The 19,286-nt window shown below is 40.9% G+C and carries 12 protein-coding genes and 1 pseudogene; 3 read left to right on the forward strand and 10 right to left on the reverse strand.

The features are described from left to right. Nucleotides 1-5: 5 nt before the first annotated feature. The 6 genes and pseudogenes from mtbC to mttB form a co-directional block, all read right to left on the reverse strand. Complete coding sequence (gene mtbC / locus V7O61_RS14615; protein ID WP_023845251.1) at nucleotides 6-650, reverse strand: dimethylamine corrinoid protein MtbC; 645 nt, start codon at nucleotides 648-650, stop codon at nucleotides 6-8. A 333-nt stretch (nucleotides 651-983) separates the two neighbouring features. Beyond that, nucleotides 984-1,133, reverse strand: coding sequence for a hypothetical protein (locus tag V7O61_RS14620; RefSeq protein WP_023845250.1), 150 nt, complete (start codon nucleotides 1,131-1,133; stop codon nucleotides 984-986). A 13-nt stretch (nucleotides 1,134-1,146) separates the two neighbouring features. Next, the gene (locus tag V7O61_RS14625) at nucleotides 1,147-1,437 is read right to left on the reverse strand and encodes a hypothetical protein (RefSeq protein WP_023845249.1); all 291 of its coding nucleotides are present in this window, start codon (nucleotides 1,435-1,437) and stop codon (nucleotides 1,147-1,149) included. Between the two features lies 1 nt (nucleotide 1,438). After that, nucleotides 1,439-2,485, reverse strand: coding sequence for a DMT family transporter (locus V7O61_RS14630; protein ID WP_023845248.1), 1,047 nt, complete (start codon nucleotides 2,483-2,485; stop codon nucleotides 1,439-1,441). Nucleotides 2,486-2,746: 261 nt separating this feature from the next. Beyond that, complete coding sequence (locus V7O61_RS14635) at nucleotides 2,747-3,394, reverse strand: B12-binding domain-containing protein (protein ID WP_023845247.1); 648 nt, start codon at nucleotides 3,392-3,394, stop codon at nucleotides 2,747-2,749. 17 nt (nucleotides 3,395-3,411) lie between these two features. Then, a pseudogene (gene mttB / locus V7O61_RS14640) lies at nucleotides 3,412-4,902 on the reverse strand ([trimethylamine--corrinoid protein] Co-methyltransferase). A 628-nt stretch (nucleotides 4,903-5,530) separates the two neighbouring features. Here mttB and V7O61_RS14645 point away from each other — a divergent pair. Then, the gene (locus tag V7O61_RS14645; protein WP_023845245.1) at nucleotides 5,531-7,465 is read left to right on the forward strand and encodes a hydantoinase/oxoprolinase N-terminal domain-containing protein; all 1,935 of its coding nucleotides are present in this window, start codon (nucleotides 5,531-5,533) and stop codon (nucleotides 7,463-7,465) included. On the opposite strand, the gene V7O61_RS14650 is transcribed toward V7O61_RS14645, so the two are convergent. Beyond that, nucleotides 7,462-10,047 (reverse strand): PAS domain-containing protein, encoded by a 2,586-nt coding sequence (locus tag V7O61_RS14650; RefSeq protein WP_407283201.1) that lies wholly within the window; start codon nucleotides 10,045-10,047, stop codon nucleotides 7,462-7,464. The two genes, V7O61_RS14645 and V7O61_RS14650, sit on opposite strands and share 4 nt — an antisense overlap. A gap of 758 nt (nucleotides 10,048-10,805) precedes the next feature. Here V7O61_RS14650 and V7O61_RS14655 point away from each other — a divergent pair. After that, on the forward strand, nucleotides 10,806-12,758 hold the full coding sequence (locus V7O61_RS14655) for a hydantoinase/oxoprolinase N-terminal domain-containing protein (RefSeq protein ID WP_407283200.1): 1,953 nt from the start codon (nucleotides 10,806-10,808) through the stop codon (nucleotides 12,756-12,758). Next, nucleotides 12,759-14,687, forward strand: coding sequence for a hydantoinase/oxoprolinase family protein (locus V7O61_RS14660; RefSeq protein ID WP_407283199.1), 1,929 nt, complete (start codon nucleotides 12,759-12,761; stop codon nucleotides 14,685-14,687). It begins immediately after the preceding gene. 70 nt (nucleotides 14,688-14,757) lie between these two features. On the opposite strand, the gene cydB is transcribed toward V7O61_RS14660, so the two are convergent. The 3 genes from cydB to V7O61_RS14675 all read right to left on the reverse strand — a co-directional run bounded on the left by cydB (nucleotide 14,758) and on the right by V7O61_RS14675 (nucleotide 19,059). Next, complete coding sequence (cydB, locus tag V7O61_RS14665; RefSeq protein WP_407283198.1) at nucleotides 14,758-15,801, reverse strand: cytochrome d ubiquinol oxidase subunit II; 1,044 nt, start codon at nucleotides 15,799-15,801, stop codon at nucleotides 14,758-14,760. 1 nt (nucleotide 15,802) lies between these two features. Beyond that, on the reverse strand, nucleotides 15,803-17,119 hold the full coding sequence (locus V7O61_RS14670; RefSeq protein ID WP_023845240.1) for a cytochrome ubiquinol oxidase subunit I: 1,317 nt from the start codon (nucleotides 17,117-17,119) through the stop codon (nucleotides 15,803-15,805). 638 nt (nucleotides 17,120-17,757) lie between these two features. Beyond that, nucleotides 17,758-19,059, reverse strand: a complete 1,302-nt coding sequence (locus tag V7O61_RS14675) for a M18 family aminopeptidase (RefSeq protein ID WP_288070101.1) — start codon at nucleotides 19,057-19,059, stop codon at nucleotides 17,758-17,760. Nucleotides 19,060-19,286: the final 227 nt, after the last annotated feature.

Below are 19,286 nucleotides of genomic sequence, written 5' to 3' on the forward strand. Positions count from 1 at the left end.
CTCAATTAAAGTAGAAGTTCCTTAGCTTTTACAACAGCTTCACTTGCATTTTCTGCATAGCAGTCTGCACCGATCTTGTCAGCCCATGCCTGGGTTGCAGGAGCACCGCCGACCATGACCTTTACGCCATCCCTCATACCATTTTCTTTGAGCATCTCGATGACATCTTTCTGTCCCTGGAGAGTGGTGGTCATAAGTGCTGAAAGACCTACCATGTCTGCATTTGTCTCTTTTATCTTGTCGATGAAATTCTGGAGTGGAACATCTCTTCCAATGTCGTGAACTTCAAAGCCAGCTGACTGAAGCATAGTGGATACAATTGCCTTTCCTATGTCGTGAACGTCACCTTCGACAGTACCGTTGACAATTACACCGAGTTTCTTGCTGACAGCGTCCTTTGGCATGTCTGCTTCAAGAAGCTTGACACCTTCTTCCATCGCGCCTGCAGCCATCATTACGTGAGGAAGGAATAACTTTCCTCTTTCGAAAAGGACACCGACTTCGTTCATTCCGGACGCAAGACCCTTCTCGATGATCTCGGGTGCAGGAATGCCCTCGCCCTTTGCCTTCTCTACAGCTGCTGTGACAACATCTTTCTTGCATGTGACGACAGCATCTGCGAGTTCTTTGAACATTTCTTCATTGCTCATTTGTACACCTCATTGATTTTTAATAATTTTAGACGATTCTTATTATGTTCTGGTTTGAAGTTGGGGGTATAACCCGGAGGTTAATCTGCATAGTCATACGATAGATATATATGTTACCTTTAAGTACACTATATAAATATTACTCATGCATTTTGATAGTATCTTGTATTTATATTTTTCTATTATATTGACTTACGTAACCTCCGAGGCAGTTGACTAAATAAATATGAATAGACACAGTTTCGTCACAGGAATGACCATGGGATAAGAATCCTGCAACTTCACTGTGTCCATCTACTCAACGAATCTTAAAGATTCTTTTTTAGCATCTCCTCAGAATTGGGAAACAAATGTTCTTGCTTGCCAGAGTGCTACTAATGCTACTATGAGGATGGCAACCATCCACAGAACATCAGCAGCGGGCAGGGGTGAATTCACCCAGTAAGCATTATAAGCTTCCATTGCAGCTTGTGTCTGTACCATTTTGAATCACTCCTTATACATACATTAAACAGGCATCTGCAGCCCTTATTTTTCCAAAGTCTGTCAGTTCGTACTTGTGCAAGAGGAAACCTTTCTTGTAGATTCCTTCTTCGTCAACCTTAACCTCTACATCTTTCAGCATTCCGCCTGATGCGAGTTCAATGATATCGAAGTTTATGGAATCCCTCTGGAAATTGCCTTTCAACCCATACTCTTTCTGTATTTGCTGGACAATTTCATAGTTCCATTTGCCGCCGTTACAAAGCTCAAGTATCCTGAATTTAATAGGACGTCGTCCTGCCATTTTAGTCACCTCTCAGAGATTCCATTTCACCGGTGTCTTCAGAGAACATGATTGAGCTACCTCCAAGACAGAGTGCACCTCCCAGAAGGATAGTCCATGAAGGGACATCTCCGAAGAAAAGGAAGATGAATATTACAGCGAACAGACCGTACAGGTTACCGATACCCTGACCCCTTCCAACACCAATAAGTGGGAAAGACTTGTACCATGTAACGTAACAGAAACCAAATGTAATTCCTGCAAAGACAAGTACCAGAAGTGTGAGTGGTTCAAATGCCATAAGTGCATACTTAAACATTGGGAAACCAACAATAGCCAGTATTGGGACAATGATAATCCACCAGATGATGTTTTCACCGAGGAATCTCAGTGTCAGACCAACATCAGGTTCTGCGATATCAAGACCTTTACCTGCTATAGCACCTTCAATACCCCATCCGGCTGCTGCCATAAGGCCACCGAGATAACCAATCCAGGCAACGTTTCCGCTTCCAAGCTCAGTAAGTAGTCCACCACCGAATATGGTGATACCACCTGCAATAATGAAAGCAATACCAAGATAAGCCCTCTTTGAGATCTTTTCACCATACCACTTCTGAGCAAGGATAGAACCTACAACAGGATACATAAGAGCTGCAACCGCTGCAAAAGCACCGCCAACAAATCCCATTGCGATAAAAGAACCAAGAATGGCCATTGGACCACCAAAAATAGATGCCAGGAAGAACCATTTTGAACAAGGATGGAATTCCTTCACTGTCCTCTTCATTTCACCGAACTTACCTAGAACGCCATTCCAGACGGTAAGAGCCAGAATAACTGTTAATGCATTAAATGCTGTGATCAATACAGCCACGATTACAAGTGCCATACCATCGCCGCTTCCTGCAGCGATTTCACCATACATTTCATCGAATGGGTTAAGTACCCATACAGTAGTACCGGGAATATACCACATACCCCAGAGAACTGCACAGAAGAGAGCCCACATGTAACCATACTTGACCCTCTTCTGGTGTTCTTGCTTTTTTAAAGCTTTTAAATCCATAGTCAATACCTCCAATTTCAAACCTTCATGAACATAGCGGCCATTTCTGACCATTTGATTCCGGTTGTACCGGAAAAGAATACTCAAAAAAATAGAAAGCTACAACGCCGATCAAGTTGAAAGCAATCATTTTTTCTTGAGGGCACTACGAAGGAATACTCCTATTCCCCCTAGCACCAATTACCAGGAAACAATAAATACGAAATTATTGTCTTCCGGTTGTGAGGATGCCTAAACATCCTCTCAACTTAATTTGCCCTCTCAGAAGAGTGCATTCAGTTTTGTTACAACGTCTGTTGCGTTTTCTCCGTAGATGTCTGCGCCGATCTTTGTTGCCCAGTCCTGGGTTACAGGTGCTCCACCGACCATTGTCTTAACGGAATCGCGAACTCCTGCTTCCTTGAGCTGTTCTTCGACCTGGATCTGGCTGACCATTGTGGTGGTCATAAGAGCAGATGAAGCTACTACATCAGCCTTGTTTGCTTTTACAGCCTCGACATACTTACCGATAGCTACATCTCTTCCAAGGTCTACAACCTTGAAACCAGCGATCTTGAGCATTGTTGCTACAATGTCCTTACCGATTGAGTGAATATCTCCCTCAATTGTACCGATAACTATTGTACCCTTACTTGCTGTTTCTGAACCTTTTGCTTCAAGAGCTGGTGTAAGTATTGCTACTCCTGCGCTCATTGCTTCTGATGCTGCAATGACGTGTGGAAGGAATACTGTACCTGCTTCAAACTGGTCACCAACTTCATTCATAGCTGCAGTGAATCCATCCTGAATAAGGTCAACAGGATCTACATCTGCGTCAAGACCTTCCTGAGCTGCTTCTGCTGCTGCATCCTCATCAAAGTCTAAAATTGCTGCTTTTGCTTTTGCAATAATCTCTTCTTTTGTTGCCATTTTTTAAACCTCCTTGTTTATCTGCTGTCCCTGAATGCCTTGTCAGCCTTCTCAACGACTGCCTGCATATCCTTGAGCAGATCTGCGTCTATTGGCTCAACTTCGTGGTTCTTCATGATGTCAACGACTTTTTCATGAGCCACTGTAGCGATGTCCTTTGAACCTGCCATTTCCCAGTCTCCGAACATAAGCCTGTCAATGAGCATTGGGCTGGATGGGAGGTTGATGTTCTGTCTTGTTGTCTTGTGTGCAAGGAAGTTGTTTCCAATACCAACCTGGTCGATGGATTCAACTGCCATGGTCTCCTCTGTTACAGGGATTCCCTGCATTGCCTTCTTTGTCATGGAGATCATGTCATTGTCAAGAACAAGCTGTTCAAGTGAGAATGTCATACCGAGCTCAAGCATACCTGCACCGTAAAGGGTGTTTGCACCAGACAATGCGGGGAAAAGAGTAGTCATTGTTTTCTCATGGCCAGCCTGGCCATCAGGTATCTTGGCATCTGCCTACGATCCTGCTACAAATGTAGGAAGACCATAGTACTGACCGAGTTTTGCTACAGCTGCACTGATAAGACCAAGTTCAGGGGAACCCACAGGAGCAGTACCCTTCTTCAGGTCGAATGTTGTGGTAGAACTACCATACCATACTGGTGCACCTGGCTTGACAAGCTGTGCGAGTACGATACCGGAAAGTACCTCAGCGTTGTGTGTTACGAGTGTACCTGCAAGGTGTACTGGTGATGAACCGCCAGCCATTGCCATACTGAGTACGTTAACTGGTGTACCGAATCTTGCACCCTTTATGATAACCTGACATGCATTGTCACCAAGCTCCAGTGGGCTTGTTGGACAGAGCAATGTTGAGAAGATAGGCTTCTTGCGTGCTTCCTCGTCATCTCCGCCATAGTATGCAGTAGCAAGCTGCTGGTAGTACTCAACGTTCTCGCCCACAGGATCAATGTGGTGGAAGTGTTTTGTTGTGTTCATCAATGGTGTCAGTGTCTCGTGGACATCCTGTGCACCCTTTCCTGCCCAGTCCCTTGCGGAAACTGAAAGTGAGAAGTAGTTGATATTTTCTGCCCAGTCACAGAGTTTTGCTGTGTCTGCAAGATCCTTGTCTGTTGAGTCAACAGTCACGTACTTACCAGGTGCCTGGTAGTTGCACATCTTGACACCGGTACCGAAACAGGTCCAGTGTACCTTTCCTTTGTGCTCCTGCTTGACGTTGTGCTGCTTGTCACGTCCCCAAAGGACGAACTTGGATGGGCAGTCACGAAGTGCTCTGTTCACTACAAACTCAGGAATCTTGACGATATGTGTTTTTTCGTCGACTAAACAGCCACCTTCTTTAAAGATAGCTCTTGCTTCAGCATCTGATACCTGAATACCAGTGTTAATGAAGACATCCATTGTAGCATAGTGAAGGGATCTGAGATCATCTTCAGAAAAAAGTTCCAGAGTTACGCCTTCTAATGGACTTCTACCTGGGTAATATTGTTTTACCATTTCTTAACCTCCAATTTAAATTTTAATCGGAATACATGTAAAATATTCCGAAGGAGTGAAACATGCTTAGAGCATTGTTATTCCTCACAAATAGGTATCATATTCAAGTATATAAAGATTCCCTACTAATCTACTATATATATTTTCCTATTTGAGCGGTTTTGAATGCCATATATAAAGATAACGCAATACAAAAGATGACAAAAAAACAAAAACACAGACATAGATTGCATTTACTTATTTTTATAGGAAGAAGCCCAAGATTACTAATTATTTCTTAGTAAGAACTAATATTTATACTTTACTCAAATAGAGTGCCAAAAACTCATATATAAATACATCGTCTAAAAAGATATTTTATCAGATTCTAGTCGAAAATTAATATATTCAAACCCGCAGAGACTGTCACAACTCTTAGTTACCAATCCACAGATTAAGAAATCTATCACAATTATACCATATAATTATTTCTACCTGCCATTAGAAGACAAATAAGTAATTTTTAAAAAAAAGCCTATTGATTGTGTTTTTTGAGTTAACAGTGTGAAAGGGTTTACAAAAAATATATATACCATAATTTTGGAACATTCTGGCAATTAAACAGACAAAAATAATGGAGTTCACATAAATGAGTTATAGCCTAGGTATTGATGCAGGAGGGACGTATACTGATGCGGTTCTTTTGAAAGATGATGATAACACAATTATCCAGTCAAACAAAGCACTGACAAGTTATCCAGACCCTCTGGAAGGGATAACAAAAGCCATAGATGGATTGGATCCCGAATGTCTCAGAGATGTAAAAGTAGTGTCAGTATCCACAACACTTTCCACAAACAGTATACTTGAAGGAACGGGTTCACCGGTAGCCCTGATACTCATAGGAAATTATGATATCAAGCAGGAACTCCCTACAAAACATTTCATAAAAGTAAAAGGAGGGCACGACCACAACGGTATAGAAACCGATACTCTTGAGGAAGAAGCAATCAGGGAATTTGCCCTTAGTGTCAAAGACAAAGTTTCAGCCTTTGCAATCTCATCTTATTTCAGTGTAAGAAATCATGAACATGAACTCCGCGCAAAAGATATTATTATGGAACACACCGGCCTTCCAGTCGTCTGCAGTTATGAACTTTCTCAGGATCTCGGTGCATTTGAAAGAGCTGTTACAGCATTTTTGAACGCACAATTAATACCTGTAACTGAAAGATTTATGACGACAGTAGAAGCTGAAATTAAATCCAGAGGAATTGATGCAAAAGTATTCATGCTCAAATGTGATGGTTCAGTAATTGGAATACAGAGTGCTCTTAAAAAACCTATAGAATCTATATTCTCGGGACCTGCGGGGAGTCTTGTAGGTGCCTCATTCCTCGCAAATGAAGAAACATGTGCCGTAATAGATGTAGGAGGAACCAGCACGGATATATCTGTAATCTATAAAGGTGTTCCTGAAATGAGCGATGCAGGCGCAGTTGTAGGCGGATGGAAAACGAGAGTTAAAGCCATTAAAATGGAAACATCAGCTATGGGAGGCGATAGTCATGTATGGGTAAAAGGAGCAAATATCAATATAGGCCCAAGAAGAGTTATTCCCCTCTGCAGGGCTGCTGTACTTTACCCGGATTTCCTTGAACAACTCAGAGCAAATCCAATGCCATCAAAACTGAAAATTGGAGTGAATTACCAGCCAACTAAATTCTATCTAAGGACAGATTATGAAGCATTGGAAGCAAGTCAGGAGGAACAGGAAGTTCTTGAAGCTGTTAAAAAGGAACCAACATCCACAACAGAAATCTTTAACCGCATAAAAAAATTCCCTGCAAGCAAGGTATTTGACAGCCTCATACAAAAAAGATTGTTGCAACCAATTGGTTTCACACTTACAGATGCCCTTCACGTACTCGGTGAATACACTGAAAGGAATGTTGAAGCTGCAAATGTGGGTGCGGACATGCTTGGTTCCCTTGTAGGAATGAACAGGCATGAATTTGCCCAACATATCAAAAAAGAATTTTCAAAGAACATGGCATGTGACCTTGTATCATTCTTCTTTGACGGAGTTGAAAAATCTGAGATAAGAAAAATGTTCGATATCCAGTCACCTGCAAAGTTTAAGATAGAGGTACCTATAGTATTAATAGGAGGACCTGTGTCCGCATTCGTAAAAGAAATGCAGGAAATACTGGATGCCAGAATAATCCTTCCTGAATATTCAAGTGTTGGAAATGCTGCCGGGGCGCTGGCTGCAAAAGGCATACGCAGATTTGAAGTACTTATAAGACCTGCATCCATGGCTGCTCCTGATTGGGAATTCCTTGTTTTCTCAGAACATGGAAAGAACAACTTCTATGAATATCAGGAAGCTCTGGACTATGCTGTAAACCTTGGTGAAACCACCGTGCTCAGCTATATGAAAGAAGCAGGACTTGACCCTAGCCACATAAAGATAGATATTAAAAAAGAAGAAGTCATCCCTGTGGGCTGGAAAACTCCCATGGAAACTAAACTTGTAGTCCTTGGAGTAGGAAACAGAGACGACAGCCTGGAATACTGTTAAGTTCCAGGCTCTTTTATCGGGGAAGATATGGATATAAGAACATCCTGTCCGCCCCAGTCACCAATTGTAAATTTTGACTTCACAGGCACAAGAATACCTTCTTTGCTTACAAGTGGGATGTCACAAGTAGAAAGTTTTCCTGCCATAATCTCGTCCAGTGTGGACAGAACATCGTCTTCCCAGTCTTGCGGATAGAGCATCAGGAAATCCTTCATTTCAAGGTCCCTTGATGAATAGTTAAGAATTTCAATAAGAGTTTTATTAATATGAAGAATCTTGCCTTCCATATCCATTATAAAAACAACCTCATCAAGTGCATCAAGCAGAGAATTCATATTGTTCTTACTTTTCTGGACACCGGAATCTTTTTTCATCCTGGATATGATGATACCAACTTGATTGGCTATGGTTTCTACTAGGTTCCTTGAGTTTGCAGGAATCTCCAGCTCTGTATGAGAACCAAGCACAATAGCAGCCACCAGCTTTTCATTGAATTTTACAGGTATAAAGGCCATTGCCTGCAACCCTTCAAAATCAAGATTTACAGCAGGCATCATCATATTTATCTCTGAGAAATATTTATACACAGGAAAACCTGTTGTAAAAAGACGTGCCATAAGTGTGTTCGGACCAAAATTGGCCAATGAAGAGACAAAATCTTCGGACAGGCCACGGTAGGAAATGGCTTCAAATCCTCCAGTCACATCATCCACAACATACATTATACCAGAATCTATAGCTTTGGCTTCAAGGGTAAAATCAAGCAATTTCTCAAAGGTCTCTTCAAGTCCTCCTGTTTCACCAAGCACATTATCAAGATCACACTCAATACGCAGGAAATTATTAGCCTGCTTGCGTTCAGTTATATCAACAATTATACCCTGAAGATAATCCACCATACCTCTTTCATTATAGTGTAGCAGTGTCCTTTCATCTACCCACCTTACATCTCCGGATTTTGTAAGTATCCTGTATTCCTGACTAAAATCAGAGAAACCTTCCCTTGATGCTCTTTCAACTTCACTCCTTACCCTATGGAGATCAGATGGATGAATTATGTCACCATAAATTATTTTTCCTGAGATGAAATCGTTCACATTGTAGCCAAACTGCTTAATATTTTCAGAAACAAATTCAACAGGCCAGTCCTGTTCAGGTTTCCATAGGAAAACAATAGCAGGACTTGAACTCATGATAGATTCAAGCATCCTGCGCATCCTTAGAGCTTCATACAAAACTTCGTTTGTGTTCTTGTACTGGACAAGTTTCCACATACCTTCCATAAGAAGTGTCAGTTGGCGTACATCGGACTCGTCATAGTTCTTTGGCTTATTAGCAACGCTTGCAACTGCTACTATCTGCTCATTGTCAAATACAGGAACTGTTATATGATTTTGCATGCGTTCTTTTTTGCCGGGGTATATCTCATCAAGATTATCCGAATCATACGAACTATTGACTATTACGGGTTTTCTTTCACGTATGGCCTCTCCCCAGAAACCTGTTGACTTGAGAGGATGAACAAAGGGCTCTTCAACACCGGAAATACCGGCTTCAACATCTACAGGCCAGTGATAAGTTTCCAGCACATTCTCATCTTCATTCAGGAATTCCAAATAACCTGTAGTGCTGGTGGTTAGTTCGGCAGCTTTTTGAATTGCATATTCTGCAATTTCACTCATAGGAAAATCCTGCATCTGGTACAATTTCAGCAGGGCTTCAAGCCGCATCTCGTTGAGAGCCAGTTTTTCTTTTGCATCTTTACTGACTTCAAGTATACCTATACCTCCAAGTAAAGAACCATCGTCATCCATTACAGGAGTGAAACTGGCTTTTAGTGTTATTTGTTTTCCACTTATACTGGAAACAAATGTGCCTTCATAAAAACCCGGGTTCCCCAGGAAAACAACATCCACAGCATTTTTAAGCCTTTCATCTTTAAGAGAGGAAAGGACGCTGAAACCGATTATTTTCTTTACCGGAGCACCAATTATGCTGGAACAACTTTTGTTACAGTGAGTGATTATTCCATTTTCATCAAAATAAAGGATCCCTACCGGAGAACTCTCAAATATTATCTTGTATTTTTTACCGGTTTCCAGTAGCTCTCTTTCCGTTTTTTCCAGTTCAGTATTATCTATGATAATCCCCTGGAAATGAGTAATGTTCCCATTTTCATCCCTTTTGATAAAAGATCTTTCAGTAACCCAACGTACTTCGTCAGAACTGGTCAGAATTCGATAATTCAGAGAGAAATAGGATGTGTTCTTTTTCTCAGAATGTTTTTTGACTTCAAGAAGAATCCTGTCAAGATCATCAGGGAAAACTATATCCCCATATGCCAGTTTGCCTGAAAGGAATTCATCTGGTGAGTATCCAAGTTGAGTAATATTCCCGGAAACATATTCAACAGGCCAGTTCCCTTCAGCTTTCCAGATAAAAGAGATGACTGGACTGCTGTTGTAAACTGCTTCGAGTTTTTTGTCGACTAAAACAGTGTCAGGAACATTTCCTTTCTGAACACTACTGTTTTCGGAAATTTTTGTATCTGATATGTATACCACGCCCAAAATTGCATTCATTCATTTTCATGCTGCTATGGTGGATAGAAGCTCAAAACTTACATGCGTCTCAAATTTAAATGTGTTTTTTACTTTGACACTGGAAGTAGCATTTCAGTATATATTATTAACGATTGGAGTCTTCAATTGATAATATATAAAGTTTATGCAATAATATATATGCATGAGCTTTAAAATCCTGAAAAAAGAATAGGAGCAAACAACAATAAAAAAACTACCCTGCACAAACTATATATAGGTATTTCTGAACAATCATTTTCTGGACAAAGAAAGTGAAATAAGAGAGGCAAGTAAAACTTTAATAATATGTAATTTCTCCCAACGTGAAATCAAGAAAAAGAATAGGTATAAATATCTTGCGTATAATGATTTTAGATGCATTTTGAGAACAAAGTAACAAAAACATAATCATAAGACGTATATTACTTTATTTTACAGTGAGATTAGTGTTTTAGCTATCATAAAATATAAATACTAGATTAGTCATAGTAGTGTTTGGGATTTAACAAGTCACCTTGACTAGTAATTGGGTCTACAAATCCTTTGGAAATTCTACCTCCTTCATTTGCTCCTTGGTTTTAACTCCACTAAAACTGTAAAGGAGCAGGAATTTCCTATTACTTTTATTCTTGAGGTAGAAATATGCTTAAAAGAATGATTAGTGGAAGATTGATTTTCTCTGTCTTTCATTTCCAAAACCAGTATATTCTTTTTGAAAAAAGAAAGTTGAACCCTGACAGTACCTAGGAGGTACTCTAATGGAGTACAGCCTTGGAATAGATGCCGGAGGCACCTATACTGATGCTGTCCTGATCAGGGACTCTGATGGCAGCATAATAGATTCAAACAAGTCATTGACTACATATCCTGACCTTTTAAAAGGCATCAGGAATACTCTGGACGGGCTTGATCAGCATCACCTTGAGAAGGTTGGTTATGTGTCTGTTTCTACAACCCTTGCAACCAACAGCGTACTTGAAAAAACAGGCTACCCTGTAGCTCTTATTCTTGCAAATGATGCGGATGTACCCAACAGATCAAAAATCGAACATTTCAGCCTTGTAAAAGGAGGACATAACAGTGCAGGGAACGAAGTTTGTCCTGTTGACCTGGAATCTGTAAGGGAATTTGTACTCAGAGTAAAAGATAAAGTCTCTGCATTTGCAGTTTCATCCTATTTCAGTGTACGGAACCCGGATCACGAATTAAAAATAAAAGAACTTATCACTGACCTCAGTGGACTTCCGGTTGTCTGCGGACATGAACTTTCACAGGATCTTGGCGCATATGAAAGAGGTATCACTGCATACCTGAACGCCAGGCTCATACCAATATCAAGTCATTTTATGAAAGCTGTCAGTTCTGAAATAGAAAGAAGAAATATTGACGCAAAACTCATGATGCTCAAATGTGACGGTTCAGTTGTAGGTATCTCTGAAGCCCTGAAAAAACCGATCGAATCTGTATTCTCAGGACCTGCTGCAAGTTTAGTTGGAGCATCATATCTTTCAGGAACTGAGGACTGTGTTGTCATCGATGTTGGAGGAACCAGTACCGATGTTTCAGTTATACACAACGGTATTCCCGAACTCAGTGATTCCGGTGCTCTGGTAGGTGGATGGCAAACAAAGGTCAAAGCCATAAGAATGGAAACATCCGCAATGGGAGGAGACAGTCATGTATGGGTCAGAAACCATGTGACAAATATTGGACCAAGAAGGGTAATTCCACTTTGTCTTGCTGCCAATGAACACCCCGAAATAATTGAAAAGCTCAAACAAAATCAGGTTATTCTCCGCAATCAAATAGGGGAGAACCTGCAACCAACAAAATTCTTTATCAGATCAGGACTGGAATTACCGGACATCAGTTCTGCAGAAGATGACTTACTTTCAAGAATAGGAGACAAACCACTTACTGTCAGTGAGATTTACTGGAATGAGAACAGGCTTCCGAGCCCAGCTACACTTGACCTGCTCATACAGAAAAGGCTCATAAAAACAATTGGATTTACACCCACAGACGCTCTCCATGTTCTTGGAGAATACACCCAGTGGAACAAGGAAGCTTCAGTTCTGGGAGCCGGTATTCTGGCTGCCCTTTCAGGAACCGATAAAGAGGAGTTTTGTCTCCGGATAAAGGAAGATGTTGCCATAAACATGGCACAGAACCTTATTTCATTCCTGCTTGAAGGTGTAAGCAGGGAAGAGATAGAAAAAGTGCTCAGGGGAAAGTTCTTTGCCGGATTCAAAGTCGATCTCCCCGTAGTTCTTCTTGGCGGACCTGTAAAAGCTTATGAGAAGGGACTTGCAGATTTCATAGATGCACAGATTATCCTTCCCGAATACTGCAGCGTCGGAAACGCCGTTGGTGCAGTTGCAGGGAAAGGTGCAAAGAAACTTGAGGTTCTGATAAAAGCCAGCTACACGGAATCAAAATACAATCTCAAAACATCATCTTTTGTTGTATTCTTCCCGGGAGGCAGGGAGGAATTCGCATCATATCACGAAGCTCTGGAATTCGGTGAAGAAATTGGCAGCAAGCTCATAATGAACTACATGAGTGATGCCGGCCTGGACACTGCTGATGTTAGCATCGATATGCATCGAAGTGATATTATTACACACGAAGGAGGGCTTCCTGTAGAAACACGACTCGCCTTTTCAGGTATTGGAGAAGCCGGAAAAGGAAGGAAAATGGAGGTAGAATAAATGCAGTACAGTCTTGGAATAGATGCCGGTGGGACGTACACCGATGCAGTAATTGTAAGGGATTCTGACAGAAAGGTTATTGATTCCAATAAAGCCCTTACGACATATCCTGACCTTTTAACAGGAATAGAGAATGCAATCGATGGACTTAACGGCAAGTATCTGTCTGATGTCAAACTTGTTTCAGTTTCAACAACCCTTGCAACCAACACCATACTTGAAAAAACCGGCTACCCGGTTGCTCTTATACTCATAGGAAAACACACACTCCCTGCAAATACACCAATAGCCGATTTCATTGTAGTAAAAGGTGGACACAACGTAGCCGGGCTTGAAGACGATATTCTTGATATGGAAGCCATAAGGGAATATGCTCTTAAAGTCAAAGAAAGGGTTTCCGCTTTTGCTGTCTCCTCATATTTCAGTATCCGTAATCCTGATCATGAAATAAAAGTGAGGGATATGCTTTCAGAGCTAACCGGACTTCCAATTGTTTGTGGACACGAACTGTCACAGGATCTTGGAGCATATGAAAGAGGTGTTACAGCTTATCTTAACGCACAACTACTTCCGATTGCAGACCAATTCATCCACGCAATTCTAACCGATATTAAAAAACGTGGCATAGATGCAAAACTCATGATGCTGAAATGTGACGGCTCTGTAATAGGCATACACGAGGCCATGGAAAAACCTATCGAGTCTATATTTTCAGGACCTGCTGCAAGTCTTATGGGTGCTTCCTTCCTTTCAGGAAATGATACTTGTGCAGTTATTGATGTCGGAGGAACAAGTACCGATGTTTCACTGAACTACAGTGGTTTCCCGGAACTTGTGGACACAGGAGCCGTGGTCGGAGGATGGCATACAAAAGTGAAGGCCATACGTATGGAAACATCTGCCATGGGCGGTGACAGTCATGTATGGATCAAAAACCGCAATGTCAATATCGGACCACGCCGTGTTGTACCACTCTGCCTTGCTGCTATTAAATATCCCGGTTTCATGGAGCAATTGAAATCTGGCAGGACGCCTTCAAGGGTGCATCTTGCAGAAAATGTACAACCAACTAAGTTTTTCGTCAGGACAGGAAAAGAAGCCACAAACCTTAGTTCATTTGAGAAAGAACTCATGGAAATAATTCAGTTTGAACCTGTCTCACTGAACGATATATTCTGGAAGATAGGAAAGCCAATATCTCCGGATAGTGTTGATTCGCTGATACAAAAAAGACTGGTTCAGGCCATTGGCTTTACTCCGACGGATGCTCTTCATGTGCTTGGAGAATACACAAAATGGGACCGTGAAGCCTCACTTACAGGAGCTAAGATCCTTGCAAGGCTCACATCAATGGATGAGACCGAACTTTGTATGCATATTAAAAAGGAAGTCGCAATCAATATGGCACTTGATCTCATGAGCTTTATGTATAAAGGAATTTCAAAGCCTGAGATAGAAAAAATGATACGCGGGGATTTCCTCTCACAGTTTAAAGTGAATGTTCCGGTGGTGCTTCTTGGTGGACCTGTCAGTTGCTATGTTGAAGAACTTAACAGGCTTATTATTGCCGATATTGTAGTTCCTGAACATGCCGATGTTGGAAATGCTGTCGGGGCTCTTGTGGGTAAAGGAGTAAAAAGCATTGAGATACTTGTAAAATCATTTTACAAGAAGACTGAAAGAAGCATTCTGGTGTTTTCTCCAGTGGAAAGAAGGGAGTTCCCAACTTATTCAGATGCTCTGGAATATGCAAACGAGCACGGGAAAAAACTGATACTTGAATACATGCAGGAATCTGACCTGAAACCTGAAAATGTGAATATTGACATCCAAAGAGAAGATATCACAATGACTGATGGTGATGATGGTACTCCGATAGAAACTAAACTTATTTTCCTTGGTACCGGAATTCCTGAAAAAGAAAACTGATATGAAAATCAGATATATGTTTAAAATTTAAATAAATTGAAATGATACAAAAAACAAAATGTTGAAACGGTTAGTAATCAACCGTTTCTGTTTCTCTTATTTTTTCCTTGAACAATGTGTAAGCCCATAGCTGGTAAATGATAACCAGTGGCACAAACACAAGTGCTCCCAGAAGCATTACTGTCAGAGTAAGCTGGCTTGAAGCTCCCTGATATATATCAATACCATATTCAAGCGCAATGGATGACTTGAGCATGTACGGATATATACTTGCAAGACCGCTTTGTACAATAAAGAGTATTACTCCAAGATTGCAGCAGAAAGCAAGGAAGGCCTTTCCCTTCATTGCAAAAACAACTGCAAGGATAGCAGTCAGAACTGCAATTGCCGGCAGCACATAGAATACAGGTGTTGCAGCGTAATTAACTGTGAAATTTGCAATTCCTGCAAAGGAATATACCAGGTACACAAGGGTGAGTACAAGTACTGCTATACTGCTCTTATTTGCGAAATCTTCTGCCTTTGTAGCAATTGGACCTTCTGTCTTAATCTTGATCCACAGGGCACCTGATGTTGCACTGATAAGCACAAAGAGTATTCCTCCAATCAATGCATAAGGACTGAAAAGTCCAAGAAGCGTACCCTGGTAAACCCATCCGTCAGCAATGGCAAGTCCCTTGAAGAAGTTTGCAAATGCAACTCCAAGTACAAGAGAGATTACAAGGCTTCCTGTAAACCATCCCCACATGAGAATGTTCTGTATCTTGGGACTTTCATCCTTGTGGAGATACTCAACTGAGATTCCTCTCATTATAAGTCCAATAAGAAGGAGCATCATTGGAAGATAGAGGAATGTGAACATCTTTGAGAATACCAGTGGAAAAGCGGCAAATGTTCCACCTGCAGCCAGTATGAGCCAGACTTCGTTTCCACCCCAGAAAGGACCGACTGCCTTCTGGATCTGAATTCTCTGTGTCTTATCTGATGCTATGAAAGGTGTGAGAAGACCTGCTCCAAGGGAAAATGAATCTACTATGAAATAGATTCCCCAAATTACACACCAGAGGAAGAACCAGATATTAGCAAGTAAATCATGTGTTAAGAATTCCAGCATTTTACTCAGCTCCTATTGCATTGACAACAGTCTTCTTGATCAGGTAATACTCAAAGACCCACAGGATCGCATAGAATCCGGTTATGAGTATAACACTCAACATGACTTCTGATGTTGGAACCATTGAGATTCCATCAGGTGTCTTAAGCAGTCCGTAAACTATCCATGGCTGCCTTCCAATTTCTGCAACATTCCATCCGGCTATTATGGCAATGAATGGAAGCGGAATGGACCACTGCATCAACTTGAGATACAGATCAGACCTGTACAGCTTTCCGGTCTTCTGAAGATATAGACCTGCGAGTGCCTCTGCTATGAAAACGAAACCTAAGACTGTCATGAGCTTGAAGTTCCAGAATACCATTCCAACCGGTGGAATCTCATCGGCTGGCATCTGGTTCAGGCCGGTGATCGTACCACTGAAACTTCCGGTATACAGGAAGCTGGCAAGACCCGGGATTCCAAGTAGTTCTACGCTGTTAGAACCTGTACTTGAATCCGGAACCTGTATGAGATACATCGGAACCGATGAACCGGTTTCCCAGATTGCATCCATTGCAGCGCCCTTTGCCGGCTGGATCTCTGTAACATATTGCGCATAACCATGTCCGAGAACAGGAAGCAATATTGATGTTGCGAGTGCGATGACAATTGCCATCCTGAATGACTTCCTGAATACTTCGCTGTCATTTCTCTTAAGGAACTGATAGGCACATATTCCAAGAATTACGAAAGCTGTTAGCAGGTAAGCTGAAAGAAGTGTGTGAACCAGCATGTACCATACATAACTATTAGTTACAAGCGCAAGGAAATCAGTCATTATGACCTTGCTTCCGTCAGGTAGCAGCTCGTATCCTACCGGGTTCTGCATGAAACCGTTGGCTGTGATGATCCACAGTGCAGAGATGTTTGTTCCAAGAGCAACCATCCACATGGAGAAAGCCTTGAGCTTCTGTCTGTTGCGGTCAAGGAAGATCCATGCACCAAAGAAAGTTCCTTCAAGGAAGAAAGCCATTAGTGCTTCTACGGCCAGTGGTGATCCGAATACGTCACCCATAAATTCTGAATATGGACCCCAATTAGTACCGAACTGGAATGTCATTGCAAGACCCGTAACAAGGCCTATTGCAAAGTTTATTTTGAATATCCTTCCCCAGAAATCAGCCATTTTACGCCAGGTTTCATCCTTGGTCTTGTAATAGACTGTTTCCATATAAGCCACTAACAATGCAAGTCCCAGTGTAAGTGGAACGAACAGGAAGTGGAATGCTACAGTTATTGCAAACTGCAGACGGCTTAAATATAGCAAATCTAACATTCTTTAGTCCCCTTTGTATTACTTTTATTTTGTTTGCTTTTGTCAATTCCGGGAACAACCGGAATTCGCAATTACTTGCATAATGATGACAACTCATTGATGATGTTTTATCTTAGATAATAATTATTATCATGTAGGAACAATCATCAAGTAAGAACTAATACTACATTTGAATAAAAGTTTATAAACCTTCTTATGGTTCATGATAAATAATGATAAAATTATGAGAAATTCCCTATTCATGCAGGCAAAGAAGAGAAGCAAAGTGAAATCCAAACAAACAGAGAAGAAGAAATGTTCTGCATGAAACACATCCTATATCAATATTGTGGGCTAAAAAGATAATACTATAAGAAAACAGCAAGTTTAGACATTAACAGTATATGAAGAAAAGATAGAGCTAGATAGATATAAATACTATTAATTCCAAGTAAGAAATAGATTCAACCAATCATCATGGAAATCAGATCAGGTTGATCGAATGGACTCTAAATCCGTTCAGTCGGGTTAAATTCCCGAGGTTTCCGCCATATGCGTTTCATTGTGTGATCAGAGTCACATAATGACAAAATCTTTTTTCAAATTTTTCAAATATTTTTCCTAATTATTTGCGCGCTTGAGCTGGCAGCTTTTATTTATCACTCTAACTGGAAAAATGTCCTGAAAACCTCTATGGAATCAAGGAAATCCTGTTTGCCCATAAGTTCTCTTGTTGAATGCATCGCAAGCATTGGAACTCCGACATCAACAACATGAACAGGTAGATATTTGCTGAGAAGAGGACCAAGAGTTGTTCCACCCCTTTGATCAGAATGATTCACAAATTTCTGGTACTTTACACCGGCTTTATTACAAAGCTGTTGAAAAGCTGCAATTGTCTCAACTTCTGAAGCATATGAACGGCTACCACTTATCTTAATTGTTATGCCTTTGTTCATCACGGGCTTGTTAGTAATATCGTTCTTTTCAGCATAATTAGGATGTAAACCATGTGCACCATCAGCAGAGATGACAAAATAATCCTTTACCTGACATTCCGATCTCTGATCTATTCCCTCAATTCCTGCATGAATCTTTTCCAGGATGCTGCTTAAAAGTACAGAATCTGCACCCTGTTTTGTCATGGAACCAACCTCTTCATTATCCATGAATGCAGCAATGTTAATACCGGAATTGTTATCTGAAACCACAAGTGCTTCCATTGCAGCATAAACCATGGAAAGATCATCGATTCTTGGACAGGATACGAATTCTTCTTTTAAGCCAACCAGCATCCCTTCCTCACAACAATAAACGTTCAGATCCATATCCAGAATTTCTTCAGCATTTACACCGATTTCCTTTGCAACAAGGTCAAGCAGATAATTATCTTTGACTTCATCTTCCATCAACCGGGTCAAAAGAGGCTGCATTTCTTTTTGCACTTTGATCTCTGTACTCTGGTTGGGTCCCGGATTCATATGAATGGCAAGGTTTGGCAGAGTAAGTATTGGTCTCTGAAAATCAAGATGAATTACTTTTGGCTTCAGCACTTCATCGGACTTTACAGCAATTCTCCCTGCAATGGATAAAGGACGATCAAACCATGTGTTAAGAATTGGACCTCCATAGCGTTCCACATTAAGTGTCAGCATTCCTTCACTGCTCACTTCCGGATTCGGTTTTATTCTGAATGCAGGGTTATCTGTGTGAGCCGCAATGATTCTCATACTTTTTGTGAGAGAATCACTTTTTCCAATGGTAAAAGCGATAATCATAGAAGGATAAGGTGACAGCCAGTATTTCCCTGATGCTGAAAAGTTCCACTGCTCATTCAGATCCAGTTTTGAGAAGCCTTCAGCATCCAGACGTTCTATTATAGTATCTACAGTCTGAACAGGTGTTGTCGCCTTTTTCATAAAGTTAAAAAACCCACTGGTATAATCCTTTGAAGTATCCATATTATCACTTGTGACAGAATCTCTTTTCTTTAGTACTGGCACAATAGTAAATAAGAGATTCTCAATAAGAGCGTGTGCCCGGAACATAAAAAAGTGAGATTCGCTACAAAACCAAGCATTCCAATTATACTTCAGTAGCCACTGTATATTAGAAAATAATAAGTTAATTCAACATATCAACCAAAAAGATGACTGGTAAATGGAAGAAGCCAGCCATCTAAATGGAA

The organism is Methanolobus sp. WCC1, assembly GCF_045690315.1.
Classification (GTDB): Archaea; Halobacteriota; Methanosarcinia; order Methanosarcinales; family Methanosarcinaceae; genus Methanolobus; species Methanolobus tindarius.

Coding starts and splice junctions, on each gene's coding strand:
- V7O61_RS14660 (WP_407283199.1), top strand. CDS start 12,759: ATGCAGTACAGTCTTGGAATAGATGCCGGTGGGACGTACACCGATGCA.
- V7O61_RS14630 (WP_023845248.1), bottom strand. CDS start 2,485: ATGGATTTAAAAGCTTTAAAAAAGCAAGAACACCAGAAGAGGGTCAAG.
- V7O61_RS14675 (WP_288070101.1), bottom strand. CDS start 19,059: ATGGATACTTCAAAGGATTATACCAGTGGGTTTTTTAACTTTATGAAA.
- V7O61_RS14625 (WP_023845249.1), bottom strand. CDS start 1,437: ATGGCAGGACGACGTCCTATTAAATTCAGGATACTTGAGCTTTGTAAC.
- V7O61_RS14650 (WP_407283201.1), bottom strand. CDS start 10,047: ATGAATGCAATTTTGGGCGTGGTATACATATCAGATACAAAAATTTCC.
- cydB (WP_407283198.1), bottom strand. CDS start 15,801: ATGCTGGAATTCTTAACACATGATTTACTTGCTAATATCTGGTTCTTC.
- mtbC (WP_023845251.1), bottom strand. CDS start 650: ATGAGCAATGAAGAAATGTTCAAAGAACTCGCAGATGCTGTCGTCACA.
- V7O61_RS14645 (WP_023845245.1), top strand. CDS start 5,531: ATGAGTTATAGCCTAGGTATTGATGCAGGAGGGACGTATACTGATGCG.
- V7O61_RS14655 (WP_407283200.1), top strand. CDS start 10,806: ATGGAGTACAGCCTTGGAATAGATGCCGGAGGCACCTATACTGATGCT.
- V7O61_RS14670 (WP_023845240.1), bottom strand. CDS start 17,119: ATGTTAGATTTGCTATATTTAAGCCGTCTGCAGTTTGCAATAACTGTA.
- V7O61_RS14620 (WP_023845250.1), bottom strand. CDS start 1,133: ATGGTACAGACACAAGCTGCAATGGAAGCTTATAATGCTTACTGGGTG.
- V7O61_RS14635 (WP_023845247.1), bottom strand. CDS start 3,394: ATGGCAACAAAAGAAGAGATTATTGCAAAAGCAAAAGCAGCAATTTTA.